Annotated in this window: 26 protein-coding genes and 1 pseudogene; 7 read left to right on the forward strand and 20 right to left on the reverse strand. The window is 68.1% G+C overall.

The window, feature by feature from the left end; translation table 11 throughout:
- Positions 1-52: 52 nt before the first annotated feature.
- Positions 53-1,294 (reverse strand): outer membrane protein assembly factor BamB family protein, encoded by a 1,242-nt coding sequence (locus BLU74_RS05340; RefSeq protein WP_139175658.1) that lies wholly within the window; start codon positions 1,292-1,294, stop codon positions 53-55.
- A gap of 114 nt (positions 1,295-1,408) precedes the next feature.
- Here BLU74_RS05340 and BLU74_RS05345 point away from each other — a divergent pair, with 114 nt between their 5' ends.
- Together BLU74_RS05345 and BLU74_RS05350 are read left to right on the forward strand one after the other, a co-directional pair.
- On the forward strand, positions 1,409-2,233 hold the full coding sequence (locus BLU74_RS05345; protein WP_089765959.1) for an MBL fold metallo-hydrolase: 825 nt from the start codon (positions 1,409-1,411) through the stop codon (positions 2,231-2,233).
- Positions 2,234-2,350: 117 nt separating this feature from the next.
- Entirely contained in the window at positions 2,351-3,439 is a 1,089-nt protein-coding gene (locus BLU74_RS05350) for a sensor histidine kinase (RefSeq protein WP_245705732.1), read from the forward strand.
- Positions 3,440-3,525: 86 nt separating this feature from the next.
- Here the strand turns inward: BLU74_RS05350 and BLU74_RS05355 are convergent, their stop codons facing one another.
- From BLU74_RS05355 to BLU74_RS05380, 6 genes are all read right to left on the reverse strand, one after another.
- Entirely contained in the window at positions 3,526-4,050 is a 525-nt protein-coding gene (locus BLU74_RS05355; protein WP_089765961.1) for a DoxX family membrane protein, read from the reverse strand.
- Between the two features lie 117 nt (positions 4,051-4,167).
- A complete protein-coding gene (locus BLU74_RS05360; RefSeq protein ID WP_089765963.1) occupies positions 4,168-5,148 on the reverse strand; it encodes a DUF5787 family protein in 981 nt (326 codons plus the stop codon).
- Between the two features lie 117 nt (positions 5,149-5,265).
- Positions 5,266-5,598 carry a NifU family protein gene (locus BLU74_RS05365; protein ID WP_089765965.1) on the reverse strand — a complete coding sequence of 111 codons (333 nt, stop codon included), beginning with the start codon at positions 5,596-5,598 and terminating at the stop codon, positions 5,266-5,268.
- A 121-nt stretch (positions 5,599-5,719) separates the two neighbouring features.
- The gene (locus tag BLU74_RS05370) at positions 5,720-6,688 is read right to left on the reverse strand and encodes an ROK family protein (RefSeq protein ID WP_089765967.1); all 969 of its coding nucleotides are present in this window, start codon (positions 6,686-6,688) and stop codon (positions 5,720-5,722) included.
- A 207-nt stretch (positions 6,689-6,895) separates the two neighbouring features.
- Complete coding sequence (locus tag BLU74_RS05375; protein WP_089765969.1) at positions 6,896-7,276, reverse strand: DUF5611 family protein; 381 nt, start codon at positions 7,274-7,276, stop codon at positions 6,896-6,898.
- 57 nt (positions 7,277-7,333) lie between these two features.
- Complete coding sequence (locus tag BLU74_RS05380; RefSeq protein ID WP_089765971.1) at positions 7,334-8,563, reverse strand: DUF7093 family protein; 1,230 nt, start codon at positions 8,561-8,563, stop codon at positions 7,334-7,336.
- Positions 8,564-8,695: 132 nt separating this feature from the next.
- Between BLU74_RS05380 and BLU74_RS05385 the strand changes: the two genes are divergently transcribed.
- From BLU74_RS05385 to BLU74_RS05400, 4 genes are all read left to right on the forward strand, one after another.
- Positions 8,696-8,998, forward strand: coding sequence for a DUF6432 family protein (locus BLU74_RS05385; protein ID WP_089765974.1), 303 nt, complete (start codon positions 8,696-8,698; stop codon positions 8,996-8,998).
- Positions 8,999-9,085: 87 nt separating this feature from the next.
- Positions 9,086-10,192, forward strand: a complete 1,107-nt coding sequence (gene ygfZ / locus BLU74_RS05390; protein ID WP_089766122.1) for a CAF17-like 4Fe-4S cluster assembly/insertion protein YgfZ — start codon at positions 9,086-9,088, stop codon at positions 10,190-10,192.
- 182 nt (positions 10,193-10,374) lie between these two features.
- On the forward strand, positions 10,375-10,530 hold the full coding sequence (locus tag BLU74_RS18860) for a hypothetical protein (protein WP_175454572.1): 156 nt from the start codon (positions 10,375-10,377) through the stop codon (positions 10,528-10,530).
- Positions 10,531-10,534: 4 nt separating this feature from the next.
- Positions 10,535-12,355 (forward strand): PAS domain S-box protein, encoded by a 1,821-nt coding sequence (locus BLU74_RS05400; RefSeq protein ID WP_089765978.1) that lies wholly within the window; start codon positions 10,535-10,537, stop codon positions 12,353-12,355.
- A 36-nt stretch (positions 12,356-12,391) separates the two neighbouring features.
- On the opposite strand, the gene BLU74_RS05405 is transcribed toward BLU74_RS05400, so the two are convergent.
- The 7 genes and pseudogenes from BLU74_RS05405 to BLU74_RS05430 form a co-directional block, all read right to left on the reverse strand.
- Positions 12,392-13,474, reverse strand: coding sequence for a geranylgeranyl reductase family protein (locus BLU74_RS05405; RefSeq protein WP_089765980.1), 1,083 nt, complete (start codon positions 13,472-13,474; stop codon positions 12,392-12,394).
- 70 nt (positions 13,475-13,544) lie between these two features.
- Entirely contained in the window at positions 13,545-14,570 is a 1,026-nt protein-coding gene (locus BLU74_RS05410) for a beta propeller repeat protein (protein WP_089765982.1), read from the reverse strand.
- Positions 14,571-14,770: 200 nt separating this feature from the next.
- Positions 14,771-17,719 (reverse strand): excinuclease ABC subunit UvrA, encoded by a 2,949-nt coding sequence (gene uvrA / locus BLU74_RS05415; protein ID WP_089765984.1) that lies wholly within the window; start codon positions 17,717-17,719, stop codon positions 14,771-14,773.
- A gap of 49 nt (positions 17,720-17,768) precedes the next feature.
- On the reverse strand, positions 17,769-18,158 hold the full coding sequence (locus BLU74_RS19565; RefSeq protein WP_394327864.1) for a zinc ribbon domain-containing protein: 390 nt from the start codon (positions 18,156-18,158) through the stop codon (positions 17,769-17,771).
- Between the two features lie 18 nt (positions 18,159-18,176).
- Positions 18,177-18,332, reverse strand: a pseudogene (locus tag BLU74_RS19570) (TATA-box-binding protein); the annotation flags it as partial.
- A 142-nt stretch (positions 18,333-18,474) separates the two neighbouring features.
- Positions 18,475-18,828, reverse strand: a complete 354-nt coding sequence (locus BLU74_RS05425) for a cell division protein SepF (protein WP_089765988.1) — start codon at positions 18,826-18,828, stop codon at positions 18,475-18,477.
- Between the two features lie 121 nt (positions 18,829-18,949).
- Positions 18,950-19,447 (reverse strand): RNA-binding protein, encoded by a 498-nt coding sequence (locus BLU74_RS05430; protein ID WP_089765990.1) that lies wholly within the window; start codon positions 19,445-19,447, stop codon positions 18,950-18,952.
- Between the two features lie 143 nt (positions 19,448-19,590).
- On the opposite strand from BLU74_RS05430, the gene BLU74_RS05435 reads away from it, so the two are divergent.
- Positions 19,591-19,935 (forward strand): DUF7562 family protein, encoded by a 345-nt coding sequence (locus tag BLU74_RS05435; protein ID WP_089765992.1) that lies wholly within the window; start codon positions 19,591-19,593, stop codon positions 19,933-19,935.
- Position 19,936: 1 nt separating this feature from the next.
- Here the strand turns inward: BLU74_RS05435 and BLU74_RS05440 are convergent, their stop codons facing one another.
- The 6 genes from BLU74_RS05440 to arcS all read right to left on the reverse strand — a co-directional run bounded on the left by BLU74_RS05440 (position 19,937) and on the right by arcS (position 24,357).
- Complete coding sequence (locus BLU74_RS05440) at positions 19,937-20,410, reverse strand: DUF8048 family protein (RefSeq protein ID WP_089765994.1); 474 nt, start codon at positions 20,408-20,410, stop codon at positions 19,937-19,939.
- 1 nt (position 20,411) lies between these two features.
- Entirely contained in the window at positions 20,412-20,681 is a 270-nt protein-coding gene (locus BLU74_RS05445) for a MoaD-like domain-containing protein (RefSeq protein WP_089765996.1), read from the reverse strand.
- Positions 20,678-20,971 (reverse strand): ubiquitin-like small modifier protein 1, encoded by a 294-nt coding sequence (locus tag BLU74_RS05450; RefSeq protein ID WP_089765998.1) that lies wholly within the window; start codon positions 20,969-20,971, stop codon positions 20,678-20,680. The genes BLU74_RS05445 and BLU74_RS05450 overlap by 4 nt, the downstream gene beginning before the upstream one ends.
- 257 nt (positions 20,972-21,228) lie before the next feature.
- Positions 21,229-21,633 carry a DUF7971 family protein gene (locus BLU74_RS05455; protein ID WP_089766000.1) on the reverse strand — a complete coding sequence of 135 codons (405 nt, stop codon included), beginning with the start codon at positions 21,631-21,633 and terminating at the stop codon, positions 21,229-21,231.
- Positions 21,634-21,712: 79 nt separating this feature from the next.
- On the reverse strand, positions 21,713-22,489 hold the full coding sequence (locus BLU74_RS05460; RefSeq protein WP_089766003.1) for a carbon-nitrogen hydrolase family protein: 777 nt from the start codon (positions 22,487-22,489) through the stop codon (positions 21,713-21,715).
- Between the two features lie 38 nt (positions 22,490-22,527).
- On the reverse strand, positions 22,528-24,357 hold the full coding sequence (arcS, locus tag BLU74_RS05465) for an archaeosine synthase subunit alpha (RefSeq protein ID WP_089766006.1): 1,830 nt from the start codon (positions 24,355-24,357) through the stop codon (positions 22,528-22,530).
- Between the last annotated feature and the right edge of the window lie 2 nt (positions 24,358-24,359).

A 24,359-nucleotide genomic window follows, 5' to 3' on the forward strand; every position in this document is an offset into this window, starting at 1 on the left:
TCCCGATGGGAGCCCGCGCTGTTTGTTGAGACGGTTCGGCGGTGTCCACCCCTCAGCGTTCGTGCACTTTCAGTCCGAACGGTCCCACGACGAACAGCCGCCCAGCCGCGACCACCGGCGAGGCGTACGCGGTCGCGTGGGAGGCTCCGAGCTCCCACCGCAGCCGGTCGGGGTCGAAGATCCCCTCGACGTCCCGTCGGAACGCGCGGACGCCGCTCCCCGCGACGAGGACGGCGTCGTCTGTCACGACCGGCGCAGCCGTTCCCTCGCTCGGCAGATGCGCCCGCCAGGTCGTCTCGCCGGACCCCGCGTCGAGTTCGTGGAGGTCGCCCGCGGCGACGTAGACGTCGTCGCCCGCGAGTGCGGCGGCGGCGCGGCTGTGGAGGTCGCGCCGCCAGCGCTCCTCGCCCGCGTGGTCGACGGCGACGACCTCCTGATGCCCCGTCTGGACGACGCCGCGCCCGTCAGTGGCCGACGCGGCGTACGGCGTGTCGACGTCGACGCGCCAGCGCTCCTCGCCGCTCTCCCGGTCGAGTTTCACCAGCGCGTCCCGGTCGGGGACGTAGACGGCGTCTCCGGTCACCGCCGGCGGAATCTGCGTCGCCGTCGAGTCGCCGAGGTTGTACTCGTCGTAGACGAGCGGATCGAGCGAGCGCCGCCAGCGCTCCGTTCCGTCCGGGCCGAGCCTGACACACGCTGTCGCGCTCCGGGCGTAGACGTCGCCGTCGACGACGCTCACGCCGTAGGTCGCCTCGTCGCCGACGCGATACGTGGCGAGTCGGTCGCCGTCGTCGGGCGCGAACGCGGTCACCGATGCGGGCTCCGGATCGAGATCGCTCGACCCCGCGCTGCGCATCGGAACATACAGCCGCCCACGATCGGGATCGAGCGCGGGCGCACCGAACGCCTCGCCCTCGAGTCGCTGCGTCCAGGCCTCGGTCCCGTCGACGCCGATCGCGACGACCCGTCGCTCCGCGGCGAAGTACACGACATCGTCGCGGACGACCGGCGGCCCGTACGCCCAGTCGGCGGGGACCATCGGGGCCGCCTCCTCGGGCTCGGGTGCGCCGCCGGTGACGCGGTTCCGGTTCTCCGGGCCGTTGCCGTAGGCGTGCCAGTCGCCGTCGTAGAACGCCGCGGATTCGTCGCTTCGGAGGGAGCCACAGCCGGCGAGGCCGGCGGTCACGGCGACAGCGATCCCTGAGAGGAACCGCCGACGAGCGGTGCCGCGGCCGGCCGCGGTATGCGCCGAGCGTTGTCCGTCGCCATCGGAGGGGGTGAAAGCGGGGGACACGCCTCCGCCGTTTCGTGAGTATCGGCAAGTGCTTTGCCAATCCGTCGCGAGGAGTAGTCGATCCGCGAACGGAGAGCCGACAATATATCACCTATCGGGTCCCAACCCCGGACGATGCGGGTCACGCTTCTCGGAACGGGCGATACGACGGGGACGCCGACGGCCGGATGTGACTGTGACACCTGTGCCGAAGCGCGCCGGCGAGGCGTCGAGCGCACGCGGTTCTCCGTCCACGTCGAGAACGAGCGCACCGGCGAATCGCTGCTCGTCGATTTCAGCCCCGACTTCCGTCACCAGTTCCTGACGCGCGAGGTCCCGCTGCCCGACGTCGGGATCGTCACGCACATTCACTTCGATCACCTCGACGGCCTCGGCAACGCCTATCGCCTGTTCGACGACCTCCCCATCTACGCCGCCGACGAGACCGATCCGGTGACCGACGAGAGCGTCGCCGAGACCGTCGGCCGGAAGTACGACTACCTCGATCAGGTCGGCGTTCACCCCCAATCGCCGTTCGAGCCGTTCGAGATCTGTGGCCTGCGGGCGACGCTCGTCCCCGTCGAGCACCCGCCGCTGGTCTGCTACGGCCTCGCGATCGAAGACCCCGAAACCGGTGCGAAGCTCTCGCTCTCGGGCGACACCAACTACGCCGTCCCCGAGCAATCGCGGGCGGTCCTGCGCGATCCCGACCTCTTGCTCGCCGACGGCATCGTCCCGGCGTCGCTCTGTGCGAAGCACCCGCTCGGCGGCGACCATCACGACGCCGACGGCGTCCCCCGGACGTTCGGCTCGAAGCATATGACCCGCGAAGGCGCGGTCGACCTCGCCGGCGAACTGAACGCCTTAGAGACGCGGATCGTCCACACGGCGCACTTCTACCCCGCCGAGGAGGCCTTCGAGGAACCGCTGGCAGTCGACGGCGAGACCTACGAGTTGTGAGTTGGCGCGGCCGACCGGCCCGCTGTCACGACCCCGGTTGAGGCTGTTTGCGAGCTATCGAACCACACACTGTGGAAGGGTTTTTATCCCCGCGCACTTCACGGAATCCAACCCTCGATGTCTCTGTCTCTCGATTCAGATCTCGGTCCGCTACGGTACGTCGCAGGTATTGGGAGTGGCCTCGTCCTCGTGGCGGCGAGTGAACTTCTGTTCTACCTCATCGGGCGTACCCCGTTCCCGGACGGTTTTCTGGTTGGGCTGCTCACCTCGCTCCCGTTCGCCCTGTGGCTCGTCTACGGCAGCTACCGGACCGTGACGGCCGGGGTTTCGGACCGCCGCTACTGGCGCATCGTCCGGTGGACACTCGGGGGCGGGGGTGTCTTTCTCGTCATCAACCTGGGCCTGATGCTCGCCTTTCCGCCGGCGACCGGGGTCGTCGTTCTCAGTTGGGTTCGCTGGGCCGTCGCTATCGGCTCGGGCGTCGGCTTCGTGATCGGGACGTTCGAGGCCAGAGCGATCCAGCGCGAACTCGCCGCCGAGCGGATCCGAATCAAACAGGAGGAACTCCAGCGCGAACGCGACCGCCTCGAGGAGTTCGCGAGCATCGTCTCTCACGACCTCCGGAACCCACTGAACGTCGCGGACGGGCACCTCACTCTGGTCCAGCAGAAAGACGACGGAACGTTCGAGGATCACCTCGAGACCATCAAGGCGTCTCTCGACCGGATGGAGGCGATCATCGAGGAGACGCTCACGCTCGCTCGCGAGGGGCGGGCAGTCGGCGAGACGAGCGCTGTCGACCTCTCAGAAATCGCCGAAGCCTCGTGGGACGCAGTCGACACCGCCGACGCGGAACTGTCGATCGACACGGACGTGACCGTGCAGGCCGACGCGGACCGCCTCCACCACGTCTTCGAGAACCTCTTTCGCAACGCCGTCGAGCACGGCGGTGACGACGTGACCCTTCGGGTCGATACTCTCGGGGACGCGCGTGGGTTCTCTGTCGCCGACGACGGTCCGGGGATCCCCGAGGCGGACCGCGAACGCGTCCTCGAACCTGGACACACGACGCAGGACTCAGGGAGCGGATTCGGACTCACGATCGTCGAACAGATCGCGACGGCGCACGGGTGGCGACTCCGGATCGACGAGAGCGACGCCGGCGGTGCCCGCTTCGAGTTCCGAGACGTCACTGTCGAATCTTGAGGGGACGAACATCGACGACCGCACTGCGAGAACGGCGTCCGAAAATCAGCGGAGGGAACTGGTGGCGCCGGAACGGGTGGGTCGTGTCACCCGAGGATGTACTTCGCGATGCGGTTGTCCGCGAAGTCCATATCCTCGATGACGGAGTCGAGTCCGAGGACCCGACCGGCACCGAGGACGCCGAGCGTCACGAAGAGCAGCAGGCCCATCAGGTCACCGTTGACCAGGCCGTGGCTCCACGCCGCGTTCCCGAGGTAGAAGAACACCATCAGGAAGGCCCCGAAGAAGCTCGCCAGTCTGACGAGCGCACCGACCATGAGGCCAAGTCCGATGAGCGTCTCCCCCAGCGGGATCATAAAGTTCGTGAACTCGAGCATCCAGGGGGTCTGCCCCACCCAGACGAAGAACCCGGTGATCGGGCTCCCGCCAGTGGCGTTGACCAGCCACCCCTGCGCGTTGAACGGCTCCGCAGCGAGGTACTTGGTCACGCCCGCGTGGAGGAACCAGTAGCCGGTCACCACGCGGAGCACGGCTGCCCAGTAGCCGGCGAACGTGCCCTGCAGGTCGAAATCGAGCGGGTTCGAAACCGTCGTTTGGGTCGAAGTTGCCATCGTCGGTCACCTCACATTCGCATATCCGAGCAGCAGTGGAGTATAAATACAGGCCGATTTTCATCAGCTTGGAAACGGACTCTCCACTTCAGCGTGCCATTCTTCGACATTCCCACATCACTGGAATCGGTCGAGTCCGGACTGTCTGCGGCGGACGCCCGCCGGGTCCCGTCGCCACGGCGTCCGCGACGCGCGGAGGGCCTCGGCGTCGACATCGGGCGAGTTCGCAGGCTCCCGCGCGTCGCAGTCGGCTCCGCAGGCCCGGCGTGGATCGACGATCCGCTCGAAGTGCGTACACCGCGGGCGGCCGTCTGCCGTCGCCGTCGCGTGCGCACACGACGGGAAATCGTAGGTCCGCCAGCCCTTGCCGTAGGCGCGCTCGGCGATCCGTCGCCGCGCCGCCGCCTTCGCCGCTCGGTCGACGACCGCAACCTCGGTTTCGAGGGGCCGTCGCTCGACGAGTTCGACGCCGGGTTCGTCGGTCGGGAGCGGCGTCGGTTCCCGGAGCACCGTTCGCTCGTTCGCGTCCGGGTGGACGCGCCAGACGCCGACCTCCTCGGGGATCCGATTCAGGTGCGCGCGGGTGACGTGGCTCTCGGTCGCGAGGATCACGTGATCGAACAGGCCGAGCGACACGTCGGTCCTGAGTTGTCGTTCGAGCGCTCCCGGTGAGCCCAGATCGGGCTTGTTCTCGATCCCGACGAGCCGGTCGAACCACGCGTCGGGATAGCGCGTCGTCTGCCGCAGGGTCGCCCGGCCGTTCCGACGCTCGCTCGCGAAGAAGCCGACTTCGACGGCTCGGTCGACGAGCGGTTCGGTCAGCCCCGGCGTCTCACGGATCGCCCGCCGGCGCGGGACGGCCTCGCCGACGCCGACGATGCTCTCGATGGCGCGCGCGGGAATCGTTTCGGCCGTGATCGCCGCGCGGTCGTCGAACGCCGCGCCCGGCTCGACACCGACGACGTCGACGATCCGCCGACCGGGTCGGTCGACGGCCCCGCCGAGTTGTCGACCGACGATCCAGTCGGTCGTCGATTCGAGCTGCGCGCAGAGACCGAGCTCGAAGGTGAACTCCCGTGCGCCGCCGGCGTCGCTCACATCGGATCCAGGGAGTGCGCGGACAAAAGCGTGACCGGTGGCTGCACGTCGCTGGGCGGGACCGCGTCGGTCGCGGTGCGACGACGTGTCCCCGTCAGCGACTCGCGATCGCGGGCGTCAGAAGTGCCCGGGATCGTCGGTGCCGTACTGGAGTTCGCCGCCACGGCCCCCCTCGACGGTGCTGTTGCCGTGATCGCCGGCGCTGGGGACTTTCACCCGGACGTCCTCGACCGCCTCGAAGTCCGTGATGAGGTCGGCTTTGATGTTGTCCGCGGTGATGTTCGAGATGCCGCAGCCGGCACAGGCCCCACCCAGTTCGACCACGACCTCGCCCGTGTCGGGGTCGGCTTTCCGGACGACGCTCTCGCCGCCGTGCATCTGGATGATCGGCATCTGCCCGACCATCCAGGTCTCGATCCGCTGGCGAAGGGAGTCCTCGGAGTCGCTCATTGTCACCAGTTGGCGTTCGAGCCATTGGTACCTTGCGGTTGTACTCACCGCCGGACGCCGTCGAGAAAAGTGTGTCACGGTCTTTCTCTGTGGAAGTCGACGCCGACAGCCGCGATCCCGTCTACAGCCGAGTTCGATCGCCCGTTCCACCGGTCATCGCGCTCGCTAACGCCCCTTTCACGACGACATCGTCGCCGAGCGTCGTCAGCCTGATCTCGGGCACGTTCGTCATCACCATCTCGTCCATCCGTTCGCGGATCGGCCCCAACACCTGCTCGGGGTTGTTGAGTGCGACCGCGCCCCCGACGTAGATGACGAGCGGCGCGAACGAGTGGACGATGTTGGCGACGCCCATCGCGTTCCAGTGGCCGAGCCGATCGACCACGTGTGCCGCGAACGCGTCGTCGGCCGCGTGTTCGAACACGTCGACCGCCGAGAAGTCGGGCTCGCCGAGCGGCAGTGCCGTCTCGACGCCTTCGACCTCCGCGAGGTACTCGGCGTAGTCCGGAATGTTGTTGCCCGAACAGTACCCCTCCCAGTGCCCGTCGTGGCCGCAGCCGCAGGTGATCTTCCCCTCGGGGTCGAGCGTCAGGTGGCCGACCTCGCCGGCGTTGCCGTCCCAGCCCGCGAGGACGTTGCCGTCGACGCAGACGCCCGCGCCGATGCCCGAGGAGATGGTGAGATACACCATGTCGTCGGGGTTCCGCTCGGAGTGGAACCGTTCGCCGATCACGCCCGCAACGGTGTCGTTGTGGAGAAAGACGCGTTCCGTGTCCAGAAGCTTCGAGATGGGGCCAGTGAGCGGGATCCGATCGATCGTGTCGGGGAGGTTCGCCGGGTCTTCGACCGTCCCCTCGGCGAGATCGAGCGGCCCGATCGCGCCGATCCCGGCCGCGTTCGCCCGTTCCGGATCGACCCCGGCCGCCTCGCACGCCTCGCGGACCACGCCGAGGACCGCTTCGGTGACGGCGATCCCGGTGGGCCCCTGGGGGGTGCCGTCGTCTGCCGCGCCGATAATCGTCCCGTCGCCGTCGGCGACGACCGACCGGATGTTCGTCGCCCCGAGGTCGACGCCCACGTAGTAGGCCATCGTGTCGATACGTGTGGTGGCGACACTTAATTAAGCGGGTTCTCGGCCGTCGTGGCCGCCGCTTTCGGGACTCGATCGATCGTCATCGCCGGACGGCGGAGCGGTGGAGCCGGCCGCTGGGAGGCGCCTGTCCCGTCGGTCACGAGTCGCTGCGGACCGTCGGGACTCGGGGGCTGACGAACAGTGGAACGGTCGTCGCCGACAGTATCAGTAGTCGGGCGCGTCGTCCTCGACGGCGCGCTTCATCGAGTCTCGCCGGGACTTCGCGTCACGACCAGTGGCTTCGAGCAGGAAGTCGTTCTTCGCGTCGACGGCGTCGCCCGCGGCTTCGAGATCGTCGGGACCGAGTTCCGTGGGGTCGCGCTCCTCGAACTCGACGCCGAGGCGGTCCTTCTTGCCGCTGTAGGTGACTGCGCCCGCCACGATTCGCTGAAAGACGGGGTTGTCCGGCTCTTCGACGACGTAGAGCTCGCTGTCTTTGTACTCCATCGTGTCGCTGATGGAACCGAAGTACTCCTCGACGGTCGCCTCCATATCCGGGATGCGTTCCTCGAGCGTCTCCCCGCGACGCATCTTGTACTCCTTCATAAGCCGTGATTCGATAGCAGACGGTTTACCTGTTTCGTCACTGTTCGACGGCCGGGCCTAGCGCTCACGCTCGGCGATGTATCCCTGCTTGCACTCGGGGCAGATGTCACCGGCCCGCATCGAGGACGCCCCGGCGAGTCGCGCGTGGCCGCAGTTGGGGCAGTAGAACTCCACGCGGTCGTCGGGGACGTCGGATTCGAGCGTCGTCGACTCACCAGCGCGCGTGAAGCCGTTGCCGGCGTCGGCCTCCCGAGCGTCCACCGGATCGGCGTCACGGTCCGGACTCGACGGCTCCCCACGACCGGTCTGCGGTGATTCCGGCGGCTCGGCCTCGGCTGCGAGCCCCTCGATCGACCCGTCGTGATCGGCCGCGGCGTGGCCGTTCACTTCGGGCGTCAGCCCGCCACCGCCGAGTTCGACGTCGGTGTCGTCGGTCGTCGCGTCGAAACCTTCGTCGTCGCCCTCGTGGTCTGGCCACCTGGACGACTCCGCCTCGCGGCCGTGCCACTCGCCGCGTTCCCGGTCGTCGGCCGTCTCGGCCTCGGCGGAGTCGGCCCCGTCGTCGGCGTCGATGATCTCCGCGTCGTTCGTCACCTCCTCCGCCGCTGCGTTCTCGCCCGGGCCTGTGCCCTCCTCGGCGGCTGCGGACTCCGCGGCGGCCTGGGTGGGGTCGGCCTCGGTCTCCTCGGGCCACTGCGTCTCGTCGCGTTCGCCGGCTTCGCCGTCGAGGATGACCGCGTCGTCGGCATCGGGATCGGTCTCGACATCCTCCCAGTCGTCGCTCCCCGTCTCCCAGCCGTCGTCGGTCTCCGCCTCGTCGATCGCCTCGACCGCCTCGGTCGCGTCGGCGATCGCCTCCTCGTCGGCCTCCGGAGGGGTCGAAGCCGACGTCGCTCCGTCGGCCGCCTCCGCTCCGGGCTCCGCCGCAGGGTCGGCTCCCGCATCCGACGGTACCTCGGCCGGTTCGGCCGCGTCCCGGTCTTCAGCCGTCGGCGAGGCCGCTTCTCCGGCGGCCGCTGCGGCCGACTCGTCGCCGCCGGCGCTCGCGGCGCTCTCGGGGCCGGCAGCCCCGTCGGTAGGCTCCGCGGAATCGTCGAGGCCGACTTCCGCCGGCGATCGGATCGTGGTCACTTCCTTGTTCTGACTGACGACCTGTTCGTCGCCGCACCGTCCGCACGTCTGCACTTCCCGGATGGTAACGACCACCTCGTCGCCCCGTTCCTCCCTGTTGCGCTCTACCTCGGGGTCCCCGTACGTATGCCCGAGAAGACGGCACTTGAGTCCCATTACCCGTGTTTCCGGCAGTCAGCGTCAAAAGTGTACCTCCTGCGTCTGACGGACGGCAGACGGACCCACGCGGGCGGCGCTCCCGCCCAGTTCGGCGGTAAGCGTATACCCGATGGGAGCGAAGGTCGGGGTATGAGAGCGCGGCGCGAGTTCCGAGACCGGCCCGACGTCGAAGTAGCTGTCCTCGACGCTCTCGTCGACCGTGCGGAGGAGGGGATGACCGTCTTCGAGGTGCGCGCGGCGGTCGACTCCGATATCGATGCGATCGAGGAGGCGCTCGCGGCGCTGAAGCGGGACGAACTCATCGCGGTCGAGAACGGCGAGGACGACCGCGTCGTGATCCTCGTCGCTGACCGCGTGGTCCCCGATCCCGAGGCGGATCCGCCGGAAGAGCAGAGCATCATGGAAGCACTGCGCGACAAATTCGGTCTGTGAGGGCTCACAGGCCCCGGTTGCGATGCGACCCTCCCCCGGACCTCTGTGACGCTGCGGTTTTCCCTCCTCGTCCCGGATACCACCACGATGACCGTCGTCACTGAACAGCACGAGGCACACGGCGCGACGTTCGAGGAGCGTGACGGCCGGCGGCTCGTCCGCGAGTACGGCCGCCCCGAGCGCACTCACGGGGCCGTCCGCAAGGGCGCGGGCGTGATCGAGATGGGGTACGGCGTCGTCGTCGTCACGGGCGAGGATCGGCTCGAGTTCGTCGACGACACGGTCTCGAACCGTGTCCCACGGGAAGACGGCGAGGGCGTCTACGCACTCCTCTTGGACCCGCAGGGCCGCATCGAGACGGATATGTACGTCTACAACGCCGGCGAGCGACTCCTCTGTTTCACGCCGCCGACGCGGGCCGGACCGCTCGCGGACGACTGGGCGGAGAAGGTGTTCATTCAGGACGTCGACATCCGCGAGGCGTCGACGGACTTCGCGATCTTCGGCGTCCACGGCCCGAAATCGACCGAGAAGGTAGCGAGCGTCCTCAACAGCGCAGGCGCGCCGGAACCGCCGCTCTCCTTCGTCAGAGGCTCGATGGGTGACGAGGGCGTCACCGTGATCGCGGCCGATGGGCCCACCGGCGAGGAGGGCTACGAGGTCGTCTGCGCCGCCGATGCTGCCGAACGCGTCTTCGAGATGTTACTGACGATGGGGATGAACGCCGTCCCGTTCGGCTACCAGACCTGGGAGACGCTCACGACGGAAGCCGGGACGCCGCTCTTCGACACCGAACTCGCGGGGCAGGTCCCGAACGTGCTCGGTCTGGCGAACGCCGTCGACTTCGAGAAGGGCTGCTTCGTCGGGCAGGAGGTCGTCTCGAAGGTCGAGAACCGCGGGCAACCGAGCAGTCGGCTCGTCGGTCTCGGATTCGACGGCGACACGGTCCCCGAGGAGGGAGCCGACGTCGCGGTCGGCGGCGACGTCGTCGGCCACGTGACCCGCGCCAGTGTGAGTCCGTCGCTCGATCACCCGATCGCGCTCGCGCTCGTCGACTTCGACGCCGACCTCGACGGCGACGGATCGCTGTCAGTCGCCGCGAGCGCCGGGCGTCTCGACGCCGACCCCACACCGCTGCCGTTCGTCGAGGGCACGGCTCGATCGGCGCGCCTCCCGACGTACTCGGACGCGTGACCTGACACCGTCGCGGACTACGCGTGCTCGGCACAGTATGAGACACCTGACAGGTCGGTGGAAAAAATAAATATCCTCGCGCACTCGGACCTGAGCGTGCACTGCCACCGCCGACGGCCGATCGATCCCGCACCGTCTCCCGACGTCGGGAACGCCGGGTGCCCGGGGACCGATCATCGACGATGAGCCAGGGTACCGCCGCGGCGCGATCGCCCGTCGGTCGCGACGCACTCGCCCTGCAGATTCACTTCGCTCTCGTCGCTAGCCCCGCCGACATCACTCACCCCGCCGTCGCTCGCGCGCCCGATCAATCGACGCGACGTCACGGGCGGCGGTGAGACGATGCAAGCGAATCCTCGAACGACGGGCGTGCTCGTCGCCGTCTCCGACGCGGGGAACCGGCGCGTCCTCGTGAACTGGGTCCGGAAGACGTCCGCGTATCACCTCGTGGACCGTCGCGCCGCCGACGTCGACGACGGCCGGCCCCTGCCGGCGTTCGACGTGTGTCTCGCTGACGGTCCCGGACTGTTGGGGATAGAGGCGGAACTCCGATCGGCAGTCACGAGCGACGGCTCGTTTCTGCCCTGTCTGCTCGTCGAGAGCCGGACGGGCGCTTACGAGCGGCTCCACGAGGACGCCCGTGCGCTCGTCGACGACATCGTCACGACCCCGGTCGACCCGGAGCGACTCCGGTTTCGGATCGATACGCTCTCGCGGCGCCGGCAACTCTCCGTGGAACTCCGACAGGCCGAACGCCGGTACCGCCGGCTCTTCGAGGTGGCGCCGAGCGCGAAACTCCTGATCGAAGGCGGCGTGATCGCCGCGTTGAACCCCGCTGCGGAGGCGCTCCTCGGAGCCGACGCCGAGGAGGCCCGGGGCCGCGAACTCGCCTCATTCGTCGCCGATCCGGACCGAGAGACCGTCGAGCGGATGCTCGCAGACGCGGCTGCGGAAATCGACGCGGACGGGCCGCAGTTCTGGACGGTGGAGTTCGAGACCCCGGAGGCTGCGGCCATCTGCGAGTGCGCGGCCGTACAGACCGGCGAGGGTGAAGAACGCCTCGTCGTCGCACAGGACGTGACCGAACGGATCGATCGCGAAGAGCGCCTCGAACTCTATCGGCGTGCGATGGACGAGGCGTCCGCCGGCATCACGATCACCGACCCGAGCCTTCCGGACAATCCGCTGATCTACGTCAACGATCAGTTCACCGAGATCACCGGCTACGACCCCGAAGAAGTGATCGGTCGGAACTGCCGGTTACTCCAGGGCGAGGGGACCGACGACGCGACCGTCCGTCAGATCCGCCGGGCGGTCGACGCCGAACGCCCGATCTCTGTGACCATCCTGAACTACCGGAAAGACGGCGAGCCGTTCCACAACGCTCTCGAAGTGATGCCCGTCCGGAACGCGGCGGGCGAGGTGACGAACTACCTCGGATTCCAGCGAGACGTCACCGAGTCCGTCAGACAGCAACAGCGCCTGTCCGTGCTCGATCGGGTCCTCCGACACAACGTCCGAAACCGGATGAACGTCGTCCTCGGCTACGCGTCGCAACTCACCGAGCACGACGACGAATCGGTCCGTCACATCGCCGAGCGGATCTCCTGCGCCGGCGAGGACCTTCTCCAGCAGAGCGAGACCGCCCGAAACTTCCGACAGCTCGTCGATTCGACGTCGCAGGCGCTGGGAAGCCGTGACCTCGTCGACGTCGCGAGCGAGGCCATCGATGAGATTGCCGGCGCGTACGACGACGTCGATATCCAGACCGCGTTCCCCGCCTCCGCGCCCGTCCGCGCGGACGAAAGCGTCAAACTCGGAGTCATCGAACTCGTCGAGAACGCGGCTGAGCACGGCGCGCCACCGGTATCGGTCCGCATCTCCACCGACGGCGATTGGACGTCGCTCTCGGTCTCCGACGAGGGATCGGGAATCCCGGCCGAAGAGCGCAACGTGTTCCGCGCGGACGAAGAACGCCCCACGGAACACAGCGGCGGCGTGGGCCTGTGGCTCGTCCGCTGGACGACCGAACGCGTCGGCGGGCGGGTCACGTACGACGACGGCCGGCCCGCGACCGTCACGCTGGAGTTCCGCCCGGCGGACGCCGACGATAGCGCGGTCGGATTCGGCTTCGACACCCCGTCTGGGTCCGAAACGGGCTGAACCCGGACGAACTCCGAGACCGCTCGGCCCCCCTTCTCACAGCCCCAGGACTTTTCGCAGGTGGTCCCGCGAGAAGAACGAACTGGGCCGGTCCATATGGACGCCGATCTCGCCGGAGAGCGCGCGGAGGCCGACCCGCTGGACCGGTTCTGGGAGGGAGTACGCCCGCCGGAGCCAGTGGCCGAGGGCGATCTCTCGCGACAGCGCCGACCGCCACGCCGACTCGTAGTCGCGCAGCGTCGCCGGGTCCCCCGGATCGATCGTCTCGGCCGCCCTGTCGGCGGCGGTCATTCCGTAGAGGATCCCGCCGCCGGTGAACGGCTTCGTCTGTGCGGCGGCGTCGCCGATCAGGAAGACGCGCCGCCCGTGGACGCGCTCGGGTGGTCCAATCGGGATCGCGCCGGAGCAGAAGTGCTCGGTCTCGACGTCGTAGTCGTCGGTCAACTGCTCGAACAACTCGTTGACCGACCGCCCGGGCGGGGCGGCGAGGCCGTACTCGACGCCGGCGTCACCGCGGGGGATCCGCCAGGCGAAGAACCGCGGTGCGGTCAGGTGCACGTCGACGAAGTCGCTATCGTCGGGAGCCGAATCGAACGCGAGCACGCCGTGGAGGAGTTCCTCGGGCTCCGGCAGCCCGCACTGTCGCCGGACTCGGGAGGTGGGACCATCGCAGCCGGCGACCATCCGGGCGCGAACGGTCTCTGTCTCGCCGTCGTGAGAGACAGTCAGTGCGACCTCGTCGTGTCGTTCGTCGACGTCGACGACGGTGTGGTGTTCGCGAACGTCCGCACCGGCGTCGCGAGCGAGCCCCGCGAGCGTCCGGTCTAACTCGACGCGGTCGATCACGTTCGAGATCTCCTCGCGCTTGTAGAAGGGATACGCCGCGGAGTCGGGGCCGCCGATGTGGAAGCGCGCACCGCACACGCGGTTCTGGAAGAGGTCGGCTTTCGCCGTCTCGGGGACGTACTCCCAGATGTCTGTGCTGACGTGTCCCGAACACGCGAGCGGCGTTCCGACGGTCCCCTGCTCGAAGGCGACGACGTCGTATCCGGACTCGGCCGCGCGCCGGGCGAAGCGCGCACCCGCGGGACCGACGCCGACGACCGCGAAGTCGTACATTATCGCGTCTTATCGGTCCCGCGGGCAAATACTTTCTTCGTCGGCCGTCCTCGGGCGCGGTGTCCCCCTGTCAGACGACCGCGAGCCCGCGGCTCGTCCGGTCCCGGAACGAGTCCGGCCACGCCACGTCGACGCGGGTGAACGAGTCGCCGCCGTCGGTAGTCCGGAACAGCCCCCGGTCGGTGAGCGCGAACAGTTCCCCGGGTTCGGTGCCGCCGGCGAGTGTCGCCCGGAGCACGCCCTCGCCAGTCGGGACGTCGACGTCGTCGAGGCGGGCCCACGCCGACGCGTCGCTCCCCGTGTCGGTCCGACGGTACAGATACGACGCGGCAGACGCCGACGTGTGAGCTCGGCGCGCGCTCGCCGCCGCAGAGAGCAGGACGCGGTCCGGGTCGCCGGGATCGATCGCGACGCTCCAGCAGTAGCGGTGGCGCAGCCCATCCTGTGGAAATGCCCACGTCTCGCCGGCGTCGTGACTCTCGGCGTATCCGTCGCCCGCGGCCGCCCGAACTGTGTCGGGTACCTCAGGGTGAATCGCCATCTCGTGGGTGTCTCGACGGGTCGACGGCGACCGCTCCTCCCAGGTGTCGCCGCCGTCGTGGGTCTGGAGCAGCGCGCCGGCCTCGACGGCGACGTAGAGGTGGTCTCGGTCCGCGGGATCGACCTCGATCCAGCGCACGTGGTGGGTGTCCGGCCGAGGGGGAAACGACCACGCTGACGCCGACGGGAGATCAGTCAGCCCCGGCAACTCGGTCCAGGTGTCACCGCCGTCGTCGGATCGGAAGACGGCGCTCGGTTCCGTCCCGACGTAGATCACGTCCGGGTCGTGCGGCGAGACGGTCGCGCTCGTCACTGACGCCGGGAGCGTCGCCTCCCCGACGCGCTCCCAGGTCTCACCGCCGTCCGTCGATCGGTGTAGTCCCGCGTCGAACGTTCCGCAGAACGCTCGCTCGCGGGCGTCGCGCGCGGCGTCGAGACACTCGATACTGTACTCCGTCAGCGACGGCGTGCCCGCCGGCCGGAGGCCGGTGTCCGGCACCGCGACGTTATGCACGACGAGCACGCCGGCGCGGGACGCGGCGTAACAGGTGGCCATATCCCCCGTACGCGCTTCGCTCACTTGGCCGTGCGGGGCCGGCCATCGAATGCCCCGGCAGGCCCGGCTCTGGTGGCGAACTGTCGGCACCTCTTCGCCGCTCCCCGCGCCGACGTACCGAGCGACCGCTGTCCGGCGCGGGACGACTGCTACGTCACGGGGGTTCTGGCCCCGGCTTCGGATATAAAACCGCGGCCCGTTCAGTCGTCGTCTGCGGGCTTGGCTGGCGTGCGTCGGTCCGAGCGCGGCCCCTCGGCGTCGACGTCGGGGAGCAGATCTCGGAGGTAACGGCCGGTGTGAGACGCGTCCACGCTGGCGACTTCCTCGGGCGTGCCGTTCGCGACGATCTCACCGCCGCCCTCGCCGCCCTCGGGGCCGAGATCGACGATGTTGTCCGCGTTCTTCACCAGATCGAGTTCGTGTTCGACCACGACGACGGTGTTGCCGTTGTCGGTGAGCCGCTGGAGCACCTCGATCAGTTTTCGCTCGTCCGCCTTGTGGAGGCCGGTCGTCGGCTCGTCCAGTAGATAGAGTGTGTCACCGGTCTGCTTCTTCCCGAGTTCCTCGGCGAGTTTGACGCGCTGGGCCTCCCCGCCCGAGAGCGTCGTCGACGGCTGGCCGAGCGTCATGTAGCCGAGCCCGACGTCTTCGAGTAACTGGAGTCGCCGCCGGAGTTGCGAGTTGGCCTCGAAGAACGACAGTGCCTCCGAGACCTCCATATCGAGCACGTCGGCGATCGTCTTGCCCTTGTACTCGACGTCGAGCGTCTCGTCGTTGTAGCGAGCCCCGTCGCACTCCTCACAGGGGACGTAGACGTCCGAGAGGAAGTTCATCTCGATCTTCACGGTTCCCTGCCCGCCGCAGGCCTCACACCGCCCGCCCTTGACGTTGAACGAGAACCGTCCCTTCTCGTAGCCGCGCTGTTTCGCGAGTTTCGTCTCCGCGAAGAGCTCGCGGATGTAATCGAAGACGTCGGTGTACGTCGCGGGGTTCGAGCGCGGAGTCCGCCCGATCGGCGACTGATCGATCAGCCGCACGGTCTCGATCTCGTCGATCCCCTCGATCGCGTCGTGATCGCCGGGGTCGACCGAGGTGTTGTCGTTCATCTCCCGCGCCAGCCCCTTGTAGAGGATCTCGTGCATCAGCGTCGACTTCCCCGACCCGGAGACGCCCGTGATGGCCGTGAACTGCCCGATCGGGATCTCGACGTCGAGGTCGTTGAGGTTGTGCTGGCGTGCGCCGCGGATCCGGAGGGCGGTGTCGCTGTCGCGGCGCTCGTCGGGGACCGGGATCGTCCGCCGGCCCGCCAGATAATCGCCCGTGACCGACTCCTCAGCGTCGCAGACGTCCTCGAAGTCGCCCTGGACGACGATCTCGCCGCCGCGCTTGCCCGGACCGGGACCCATATCGATGATGTTGTCCGCGCGTCGCATCGTCTCCTCGTCGTGTTCGACGACCAGCAGGGTGTTCCCGAGATCGCGGAGCCCTTCGAGGGTGTCGAGCAGGCGGTCGTTGTCGCGCTGGTGGAGGCCGATCGACGGTTCGTCGAGGACGTACAGCACCCCGACGAGTCCGGAGCCGACCTGGGTGGCCAGCCGAATCCGCTGGCTCTCCCCGCCGGAGAGCGTCGCGGCCTCGCGATCGAGCGTGAGGTATTCGAGCCCGACCTCCTCCATGAAGCCGAGCCGCGCGCGGATCTCTTTGAGGATCTCCTCGGCGATCGTCCGGTCCCGCTCGGAGAGCTCCGACTCGAGGCCCTCGAAGTGCGCCAGCGCGTCGCCGATGCTCATCTGATTGACCTCGGTGATCGAGGTGCCCGCCACGAGGACGTGCCGGGACTGTTCCTTCAGGCGCGTCCCCTCACAGGCCGGACAGGTCGTGACGGCCATGTAGTCCTCGATGTGCTCGCGCGTCGAATCCGAGTCGGTCTCGACGTGACGGCGTTCGAGGTTCGGGATGACGCCCTCGAAGCGCTTGGTCTTCCGCCGCGTTCCGTTTCTGGTCTGCCGCTCGAAGACGACCTCGTCGTGGGTGCCGTAGAGGAACTGCTGCTGTACGCCCTCGTCGAGTTCCTCGAACGGCGTCTCGACGCTCACGCCGAAGTGCTCGGCCACGGCGTCCAGACGGGTTCGGTAGTACGAGCGGTTGTACGACCACGCCTCGAAGACGTGCTTGATCGGCTTCGAGGGGTCGCGGACGACGAGAGACTCGTCGACCTCTTTGGTCTGGCCCAGCCCTTCACACTCCGGACAGGCGCCGTGGGGACTGTTGAACGAGAACGACCGCGTCTCGATCTCGGAGAACTGGAAGTCCGAGTTCGGGTTCCCCAGTTCCTCGGAGAACTCGACGACGAGTCGATCGTCGCCCTCGCCCCCGAGTGCGCCCGTCGAGCGGGAGTTCGACGCGAACGGGACGTCTTCGGGCGGATCGGGGACGATCACCTTCAGCACCCCCTCGGCCTCCTCCAGTGCGGTCTCGACGGAGTCGGCGAGTCGGGAGCGATCCGCGGCCCGGATCTTCACCCGGTCGACGATCACGTCGATCGTGTGGTCGTAGTTCTTGTCCAGATCCGGCGTGTCGAGCGTGAGATCGTACTCCTCGCCGTCGACCTCGACGCGCGAGTACCCCTCACTCACGAGGTCTTCGAAGAGGTCCTCGAACGCGCCCTTCTGGTCGCGAGCGACCGGCGCGGCGATCTTCGCGCGCGTTCCCTCGGGAAGTTCGAGGAGTTGATTCACCATCTCTCCGGCCGACTGTTCGCCGACTTTCTCGCCCGTCACGGGATCGTACTGCGTCCCGACGCGGGCGTACAGCAGTCGGAGGTAGTCGTGGAGTTCGGTGACGGTCCCGACCGTCGACCGGGGGTTGTTGGCGGCGTTCTTCTGATCGATCGAGATCGCCGGCGAGAGCCCCTCGACGGCCTCGACCTGTGGCTTGTCCATCTGCCCGAGGAAGTTGCGGGCGTACGCCGACAGCGATTCGATGTACCGCCGCTGCCCCTCGGCATAGATCGTCTCGAAGGCGAGCGACGATTTCCCCGACCCCGAGAGCCCGGTGACGACGGTGAACGTCTCGCGCGGAACCCGGACGTCGAGGTCCTCGAGGTTGTGCTCTTCGGCACCTCGGACCTCGATAAAGTCCTTGCTCATCTACGATCGGCTACGGAGAGCGGAGAGGAAAGTTCGTCGGTTCCGGCGGTCAGTCGGCCGCCACGTTCGTGCCGCACTCGGGACAGAAGTTCTCCCCGCCGGAGAGTTCGAACCCGCAGGCGCGACACCGCGCCTGCAGTTCCTCGCCGCATTCGGGACAGAAGTTCTCCTCGCCCGTCAGCCCGTGCCCGCAGTTGTCGCATTCGATCTCGGTCCCGCCGTCGTTCGGGGCGCTCTCGTCAGCAGCGGTCGTCGCTGTGCTCCCGGTGGCGTCCTCCGCATCGGGTTCCGCTGAGCCGGTTCCGCCGATCTCGTACTCCGGCGGAACCGGGACCTCGGTCGGCGAGAGTGAGAACGTCGCGGCCGGGCCCGGGTCCGCGAGCAGCCCCAGTTCGACCAGACTCTCTGTGACTTCGTCGACGACGTCGTGTGCGCCCACGGACTCCTCGCAGGCGACGAAGACCGTCCCGTTGCCGAGAACTGCGGCTACGGCTTCCGCACCGTCTTCGGGGTGGTATACGAGCCCGGGGAAGCGCTCCGGTTCGTATGCGACCTCCTCCAAGCCGAGTCCGATGGCGGCCGCGTTGAGGTTGAGTTGTGATTCGAGATCGGCGTACGCCGTCGTTCCGACGTCCGCCTCGGTGACGGCGCCCAGTTCGTCGAGCCTGCGCAGAACGTCGCCCGCTGCGACGGTCGTCTCACTCATACCAGGAAATTCTACAGCGCCGATATAACACCAGGGGCGCGGATGCGACTCAGTTCAGTTTCCGCCGCGCGACGCCGACGCCCGTCGGCGCGATGATGACCTGATCGTCGCCCTTCTGGGCGATGTCGCCGTCGACCTCTTCGGCGACCTGTCGGAGATCGTCCATGATGTGTTCCATCGTACTGTCGCTCGTGGTGTGTCGGGTGATGTCCGCGATCACCAGATCGCCGTCGTAGACGGCGTCTTTGATGTCGACGACGTCCTGCTGGCCGCTGATCGTCGCGATCCGAACACTCATTCCGGCGTCGCCGCGGGAGGGCTCGACGCCGTCGACATCGAGGTCGAGGTACTCGTCTGTCGTGTTCTGTCCGCCCCCGCTGATGATCTTGCTCATAATCCCCATACCAACCCCAAGCGGCAGTACCACGTTAGTTCTTACGTCAGACGCGCGTCTGACGCACGGATTCGTCGCATCTCTCCCGGATCGTCCCTCGGACCGTCGCTCTCCGGGCGTCGAACGCCGCTCAGACGGCGAACTCGAAGAGGTCGTCGCCGACGTGGTGGATGGAGTCGACGACCTTCCCCGCGTCGCCGGGCATCTCCTCGCCGTCGACCAGCGCACGGCCGATCGCCAGTACCTTTCCGTGCGTCTCCTCGGCGATCGTGACCAGATCTCCCTCGGCGACGTCGTCGTCGGCCTCGACGATCCCCGGTCGCATCACGTCCGCGCCGTCGCTGACGAACGAGATCGCTCCCGCGTCGACGGTGACCACGCCCGCGGAGGGACCGTGGCGGTTCGCACCCTGAACGGTCAAGAACGCCTCCGCGTCGGCATCGGGCCCGGCGTCGAACCTGACCACGTCGGGGTCGCCGTCGACGAGGACGACGTCGAACGGCTCGTCGCCGAGTTCGACCATCTCGTAGGTGTCACCGTCGAGTTCGACGCCCGTCCGCGATTCGATCTCCGTCTCCAGGTCGTCGATCTCGTCGGCACGGAGGTGGTGTCTGGACTTGACCTGCATATCCGGTCGCACGGCGCGCCGGCCGATAAATGGCGCGACACGACCTGCCCCGAGACGGCGTCCGCCGGAGGGCTGACGCCCGTCCGACGCCGACGCTCGCTCGCGGAAAAAACGCTAAGTGAGGGTGGTGCGTGAGTGATAGTATGTGGCGTTCCCGGAACAACCGGGATGGAACGACGGTGGTCTGTATCGCCTGCGGGACGTCGCTCCCGCGCTCTGAGGCCCGCGAGTACGACAAACACGGCAACCGCTGGGAGCGACACGGCAAGACGTTCGAACACCTCTGTAAGGAGTGCTATCGCGACCTCTGTCACCAGCCCCGCGCCGACCTCGAATCCCTCCTGATCGACCTCGAGCGTGAGGCCTCGTTCTCCGAGACGGACGCCGCCGACGAGGACGACGACTCGCGTGCGGCGTTCCTCGCGCGGTACTTCACGGCCGTCGAGGAACGGTCGAGCTCCGCCGAAGAACAGGGCCGAGAATCCTGAGTTACGGTTCCGAATCGGGGGCCGCGTCGCCGCCGGTCGCGCCCTCGTCTGGTTCTCTGTCTGCGCTTTCGTCCGCGTCGTGCCCGATCACCACGGCCTCGCGGATCTCCAGCGCCGTCTCGAACTCGTCCCGCCGGTCGGTCTTCGTTCCGATCCGGCGGAGTTGCTGGCCGTGCGCGCGCTTGACGGCATCGACCTCGCTGTCGGTGAGTCCCACCGCCGCGCCGAGTTCCGCCACCTCCCCTTCGGGACAGAGGTACACCGACCGCGACTCGTCCGCGTACACGCGTTCGTAGGTCCGCCGGTAGTGTTCGGATCGGTCGGCGAGCGCCGACTGGACGCGGCGGAGCAGCGGCCCGAGCCGCTCGGGTGCGAGGCTGGCCGTCGCGCCCGTGTACTGGATGACGTCGCCGTCGAGCGGGATCGTCGTCGACCGCTCCGATCGCTCGCCCTCGGAGGACTCCTCGGCGACCATCTCACCCACCGGCGCGCATCGCCTTCTGCGAGAAGCGCTCGATCAGCGGATCCAGCGTGGACGGGTCGCCCTCGAAGACGACGGTCACCTCGGTCAGTTTCAGCGAGGGCCCGATCGAGACCTCGTCGTCGGCGAGCGTAGCGACCCACGCGTCGCCCTCGACCCGGTCGTCGGCCACGGTGGTCCCGCCGAGTTTCTCGAGGTACTTGCGCGCCAGACGGACCGAGATGCCGCGATAGGACCGCTCGCGGGTCTCCCGTTCGGTACTCACGGCGCGCCCCTCCGCGCGCCGCCCGCGACGGGCGGGAAGATGCTCAGCGTGTCGTCCGGGTCGATCGGGGTTTCGACGCCCGACTCGTGCTCGACGTCCCGTCCGTTCAGGAGCACGTTCACCTGCGGTCGGACCGAGCCGTCCTCGAGGATCTCGCCCGCCAATCCCTCGAACTCGGATTCGAGCGCGACGAGGACGTCACCGACGGTGTCGGCGTCGTACTCGCGCGTGATCGTCTTCGTCCCCACCGCCTCCCGAAAGGTGGCGAAGAACCGCAGTTGAAACGTCATACTCGACTCTGGAGCGGGCCGGACAAAAAAGATGCCCGGCTGTGCGGGGGCCGGATCGACCGCCCCTCGGAATCTGTGATTACTCGATGACGGCTCATCTGGTCGGATGCGAATCTGTGACGAACTTCGCCGCCTGCGGCGGTGGACCCCTCGAAACGGGTGCGTCTGCCCGTCTGAGAATGATGGCTCTCACTTTTTACCGCCGAGCGCCACCCCCGGCGACGGCGCTCGGCAGTAAGAGACGAGAGGCATCATTCTCAGTCGCCGAACCGAATGCCGTCTTCGACGAGGCGGTAGTTCCGCTCGCGGTCGATCTGGGCGGCGAGCCACTCGTGTTCGTAGAGTTGCGCGATCACCTCGGCGTAGAGGTTGCGCCAGGCGATGGCGTAGATCGGCGACTGCCCCCACGCTCGGAGTTCTGGGATGAACCCGTCGTAGGTCTCCATCCGCTCTTCGAGGTGCTCGATCGCGTCGACAGCGTAGCTCGCCGCTTCGCTGTCGGACTCCGCGTCGTCGATCGCCTCGGTCAGACTGCGCTCCAGTCCCGCGACGGCTTCCTTCATATCCGCGGCGGCGTTCGAGCCGTCCTCCGGAAGCGATTCGAGGACGCCCCGCGGGACGCCGAGAGAGAGTTCCCGATCGGTGTCTGTCTCGTCTGACATACCCCGACCGAGGGACGCCCAGGTGAAAAAGTCGCCGTCGCCGACGGCGGTCCGCCTCGACTCGAAACCGGGGCGATGACTACGCGTTCGGTTCGTCGTAGATCCCGACGAACTCGCGCTGTGCCGCGACCGTCTCGGGATCGAGTTCGACCACCAAATCGTCCGGCCGGCGGTCGAGCGCCGCGCGGATCCCGCCGTCGGGTCGGGCGACCAGCGAGCGGCCGGCGTACTCGACCACTTGGCCGTCGTCGACCTCTCGACGCCCGGTGCGCCCCGCGCCGACGACCCAGCGGACGCCGTCCAGCGCCCGGGCGCGGAGGAGGAGCCGCCAGTTCTCGCTGTACGCCCCGGGCCACGCACCGAGGACGAACAGGGCGTCGACCCGCTCGTCGGCGAGAGTCGCGCTGTCGCCGACGAAGTTGAGGTCGTAGCACGTGAGGAGGCCGGCCGTCCCGACGGGTGTCTCGACGATTACGAGGTCGTCTCCGGCTTCGAGCACGTCTCGTTCGCCCTCCCACAGGTGCCGCTTCCGGTAGCCCGTCGTTCCGCCGTCGGGGTCGACGTACGCGGCGGTGTTGTACAGGCTGTCTCCCTCGCGCTCGACGAACCCGACGACCAGGGCCGTGTCCTCGGTGGCGGCGAGTCGGCGAAGTCGCTCGACCGTCGCCCCGTCGCGTGCGAGTGCGACGTCGTCGATACGTCCGTCAGCGACGAACCCGGTGAGCGCGTATTCGGGGAACACTGCCACTTCGACGGCGTCGGGCAGGCCGCGGACGCGCCGCTCGACGGTCGCGAGGTTCGACTCCACGTCGAGGGTTGCGATGTCGATCTGACAGGCTGCGACGGACGGTGCCATACGTCCGGCGCCGGCCCGGACGGTGAAAAAGGGCCCGTCTACCCGTCGCGCTCTTCGACGTGTCGGACCTGTACTGCCTCGCCGCGTGTCGATTCGACCATCTCCGAGCCGAACATCCGCGCGCGCCCGACGCCGAACGCCCGCGGCCCGTCGACGACGACTTCGTCGCCGACGCGAATGTCTTCGTCGGCGTCGACGACGCCCGGGGCGAGGACGCTCCCGTGCGGAACGAACTCGTCGATCTCGACGCGCTTGGTCGGAACCGCTGACTCGTCCCAGACGCGCGCTCCCGCGAGGGTGAGCGAGAGGACGCCGTACTGCGGCACCATCGTCGCCAGTTGCTCCCCGCCGTCGTTGCCGTCGGCGGCGTCGCTGTCGCCGTCACGGACCTGGAGTTTGGGGTAGCGACTCGTCGTCTGCAGGTCGACGTCCGCGAAGAGGTCGTCGCCCGCGCCGGGACCGAACTGGTAGTCCGCGATGGCCTTCACCGTGTTGTGCTGGCGCTCGCGCTTGCCGTACTTTAGTTCGCCGTCGAGCGTCGACATCAGGTTCGCGATCGAATCGGTCGTCGTCGGATGGTCCTCGACGGTGAACTCGAACGGGACGTCGACGTCGGCCGCGACCCGCTCGCAGATGTCGCGATACCCCTCGTCCGGCACGTGCGCGATGACTCGCGGGTACTCGTTGCGTTCGAGGTAGCGTCGGAGCACGTCGGCGACGAACGCTTTCTCGTCTTCGGACCACCGCCCGGTCACGACGGTGTCGTAGTGCTGTGCGGGATAGGTCAGTTCGAGTTCCATCGGGACGACGCCGATGGGCGACGTCATCGAGACGAGGTGGCCGCGGTACTGGATCGCGTCGTGGAACTGCGCGTGGCTCTGGGACTCGCTGTAGGGCTTCGTCGCCGAGCACGGCACTAACACGAGCGGGTTCGAGAAGCGGTTCCGGTACCGATTCGTGACCCGTTCGGCGAAGCGCTGGATCTCGACCCGGCGGAGGCTGTCTTCGCTCGCCGCCGCGAGTTCGGTGTCGCGGACGACCGGCGTTCGCTCCTCGATGTAGCCGTACTGCTGGTCGAACTCACGGAACGCCGCGGTGAGCCACTGGTCGTGACGCGCCTGCCCCTCGATGTAGTCTCGGAGTCGTCCGTCCCGGATCCGCCGTCGAACCGTCGCCAATTCAGACTTCAGGGCGTACTCGTTGTGATCGGCGCAGTCCTCGCGGTCGAACGCGGCGCTGCTGGCGGGCCCGTCAGCGTCGGGGTCGACGTCGACGCGCTTGCCGCGACACGCGGGACACGAACACGGCAGTTCGTCGAGGTCCTCGAGGAAGTACTCGTCTTCGGCGGTGAGATAGAAGCCCTCGAACCCCCTGACACGGGCGCGCTTCGCGTCGAGGAGGTCGACACCGGCGTAGACGAGCGTGGCGGCGTTGCGCGGCGTCGCGACGCCGGAGAGATACAGCGCCGTGTCGGCCGGGAGCGCCTCCCGCGCGGCGATGATCTCCTCGCGGAACGCCGACGCGTGGCCGACGAACCCGGGCGCAGTAGAGAGGATGTAGGCGTCGGCGCCGTAGTCTGCGGCCGTCTCGGGGGTGACGACCACCGCACTCGGATAGTCGACGTCCGGGTAGTCGACAGCGAAGGTGTCCTGGACGCGTTCGTCGGTCCCGGCGGGGAACGCGCGGTGTGGGAGTACCGTCAGGATCTCTCTGTAGCCCTTCGGGATGCCCTGGTCATCGGTCCAGAGACTCCCGGCGTCGTCGACGCTGTCGTCGACGAGCGCGGGCGTCCGCAGGGGATCGGAGAGCCGAAGTTCCCCGAGTCGGGCCGCTCCGTCCCGTCCGTGGACCTCGAAGTAGTCGGTCATAC

The organism is Halobellus clavatus (genome assembly GCF_900107195.1).
Taxonomy (GTDB): domain Archaea; phylum Halobacteriota; class Halobacteria; order Halobacteriales; family Haloferacaceae; genus Haloquadratum; species Haloquadratum clavatum.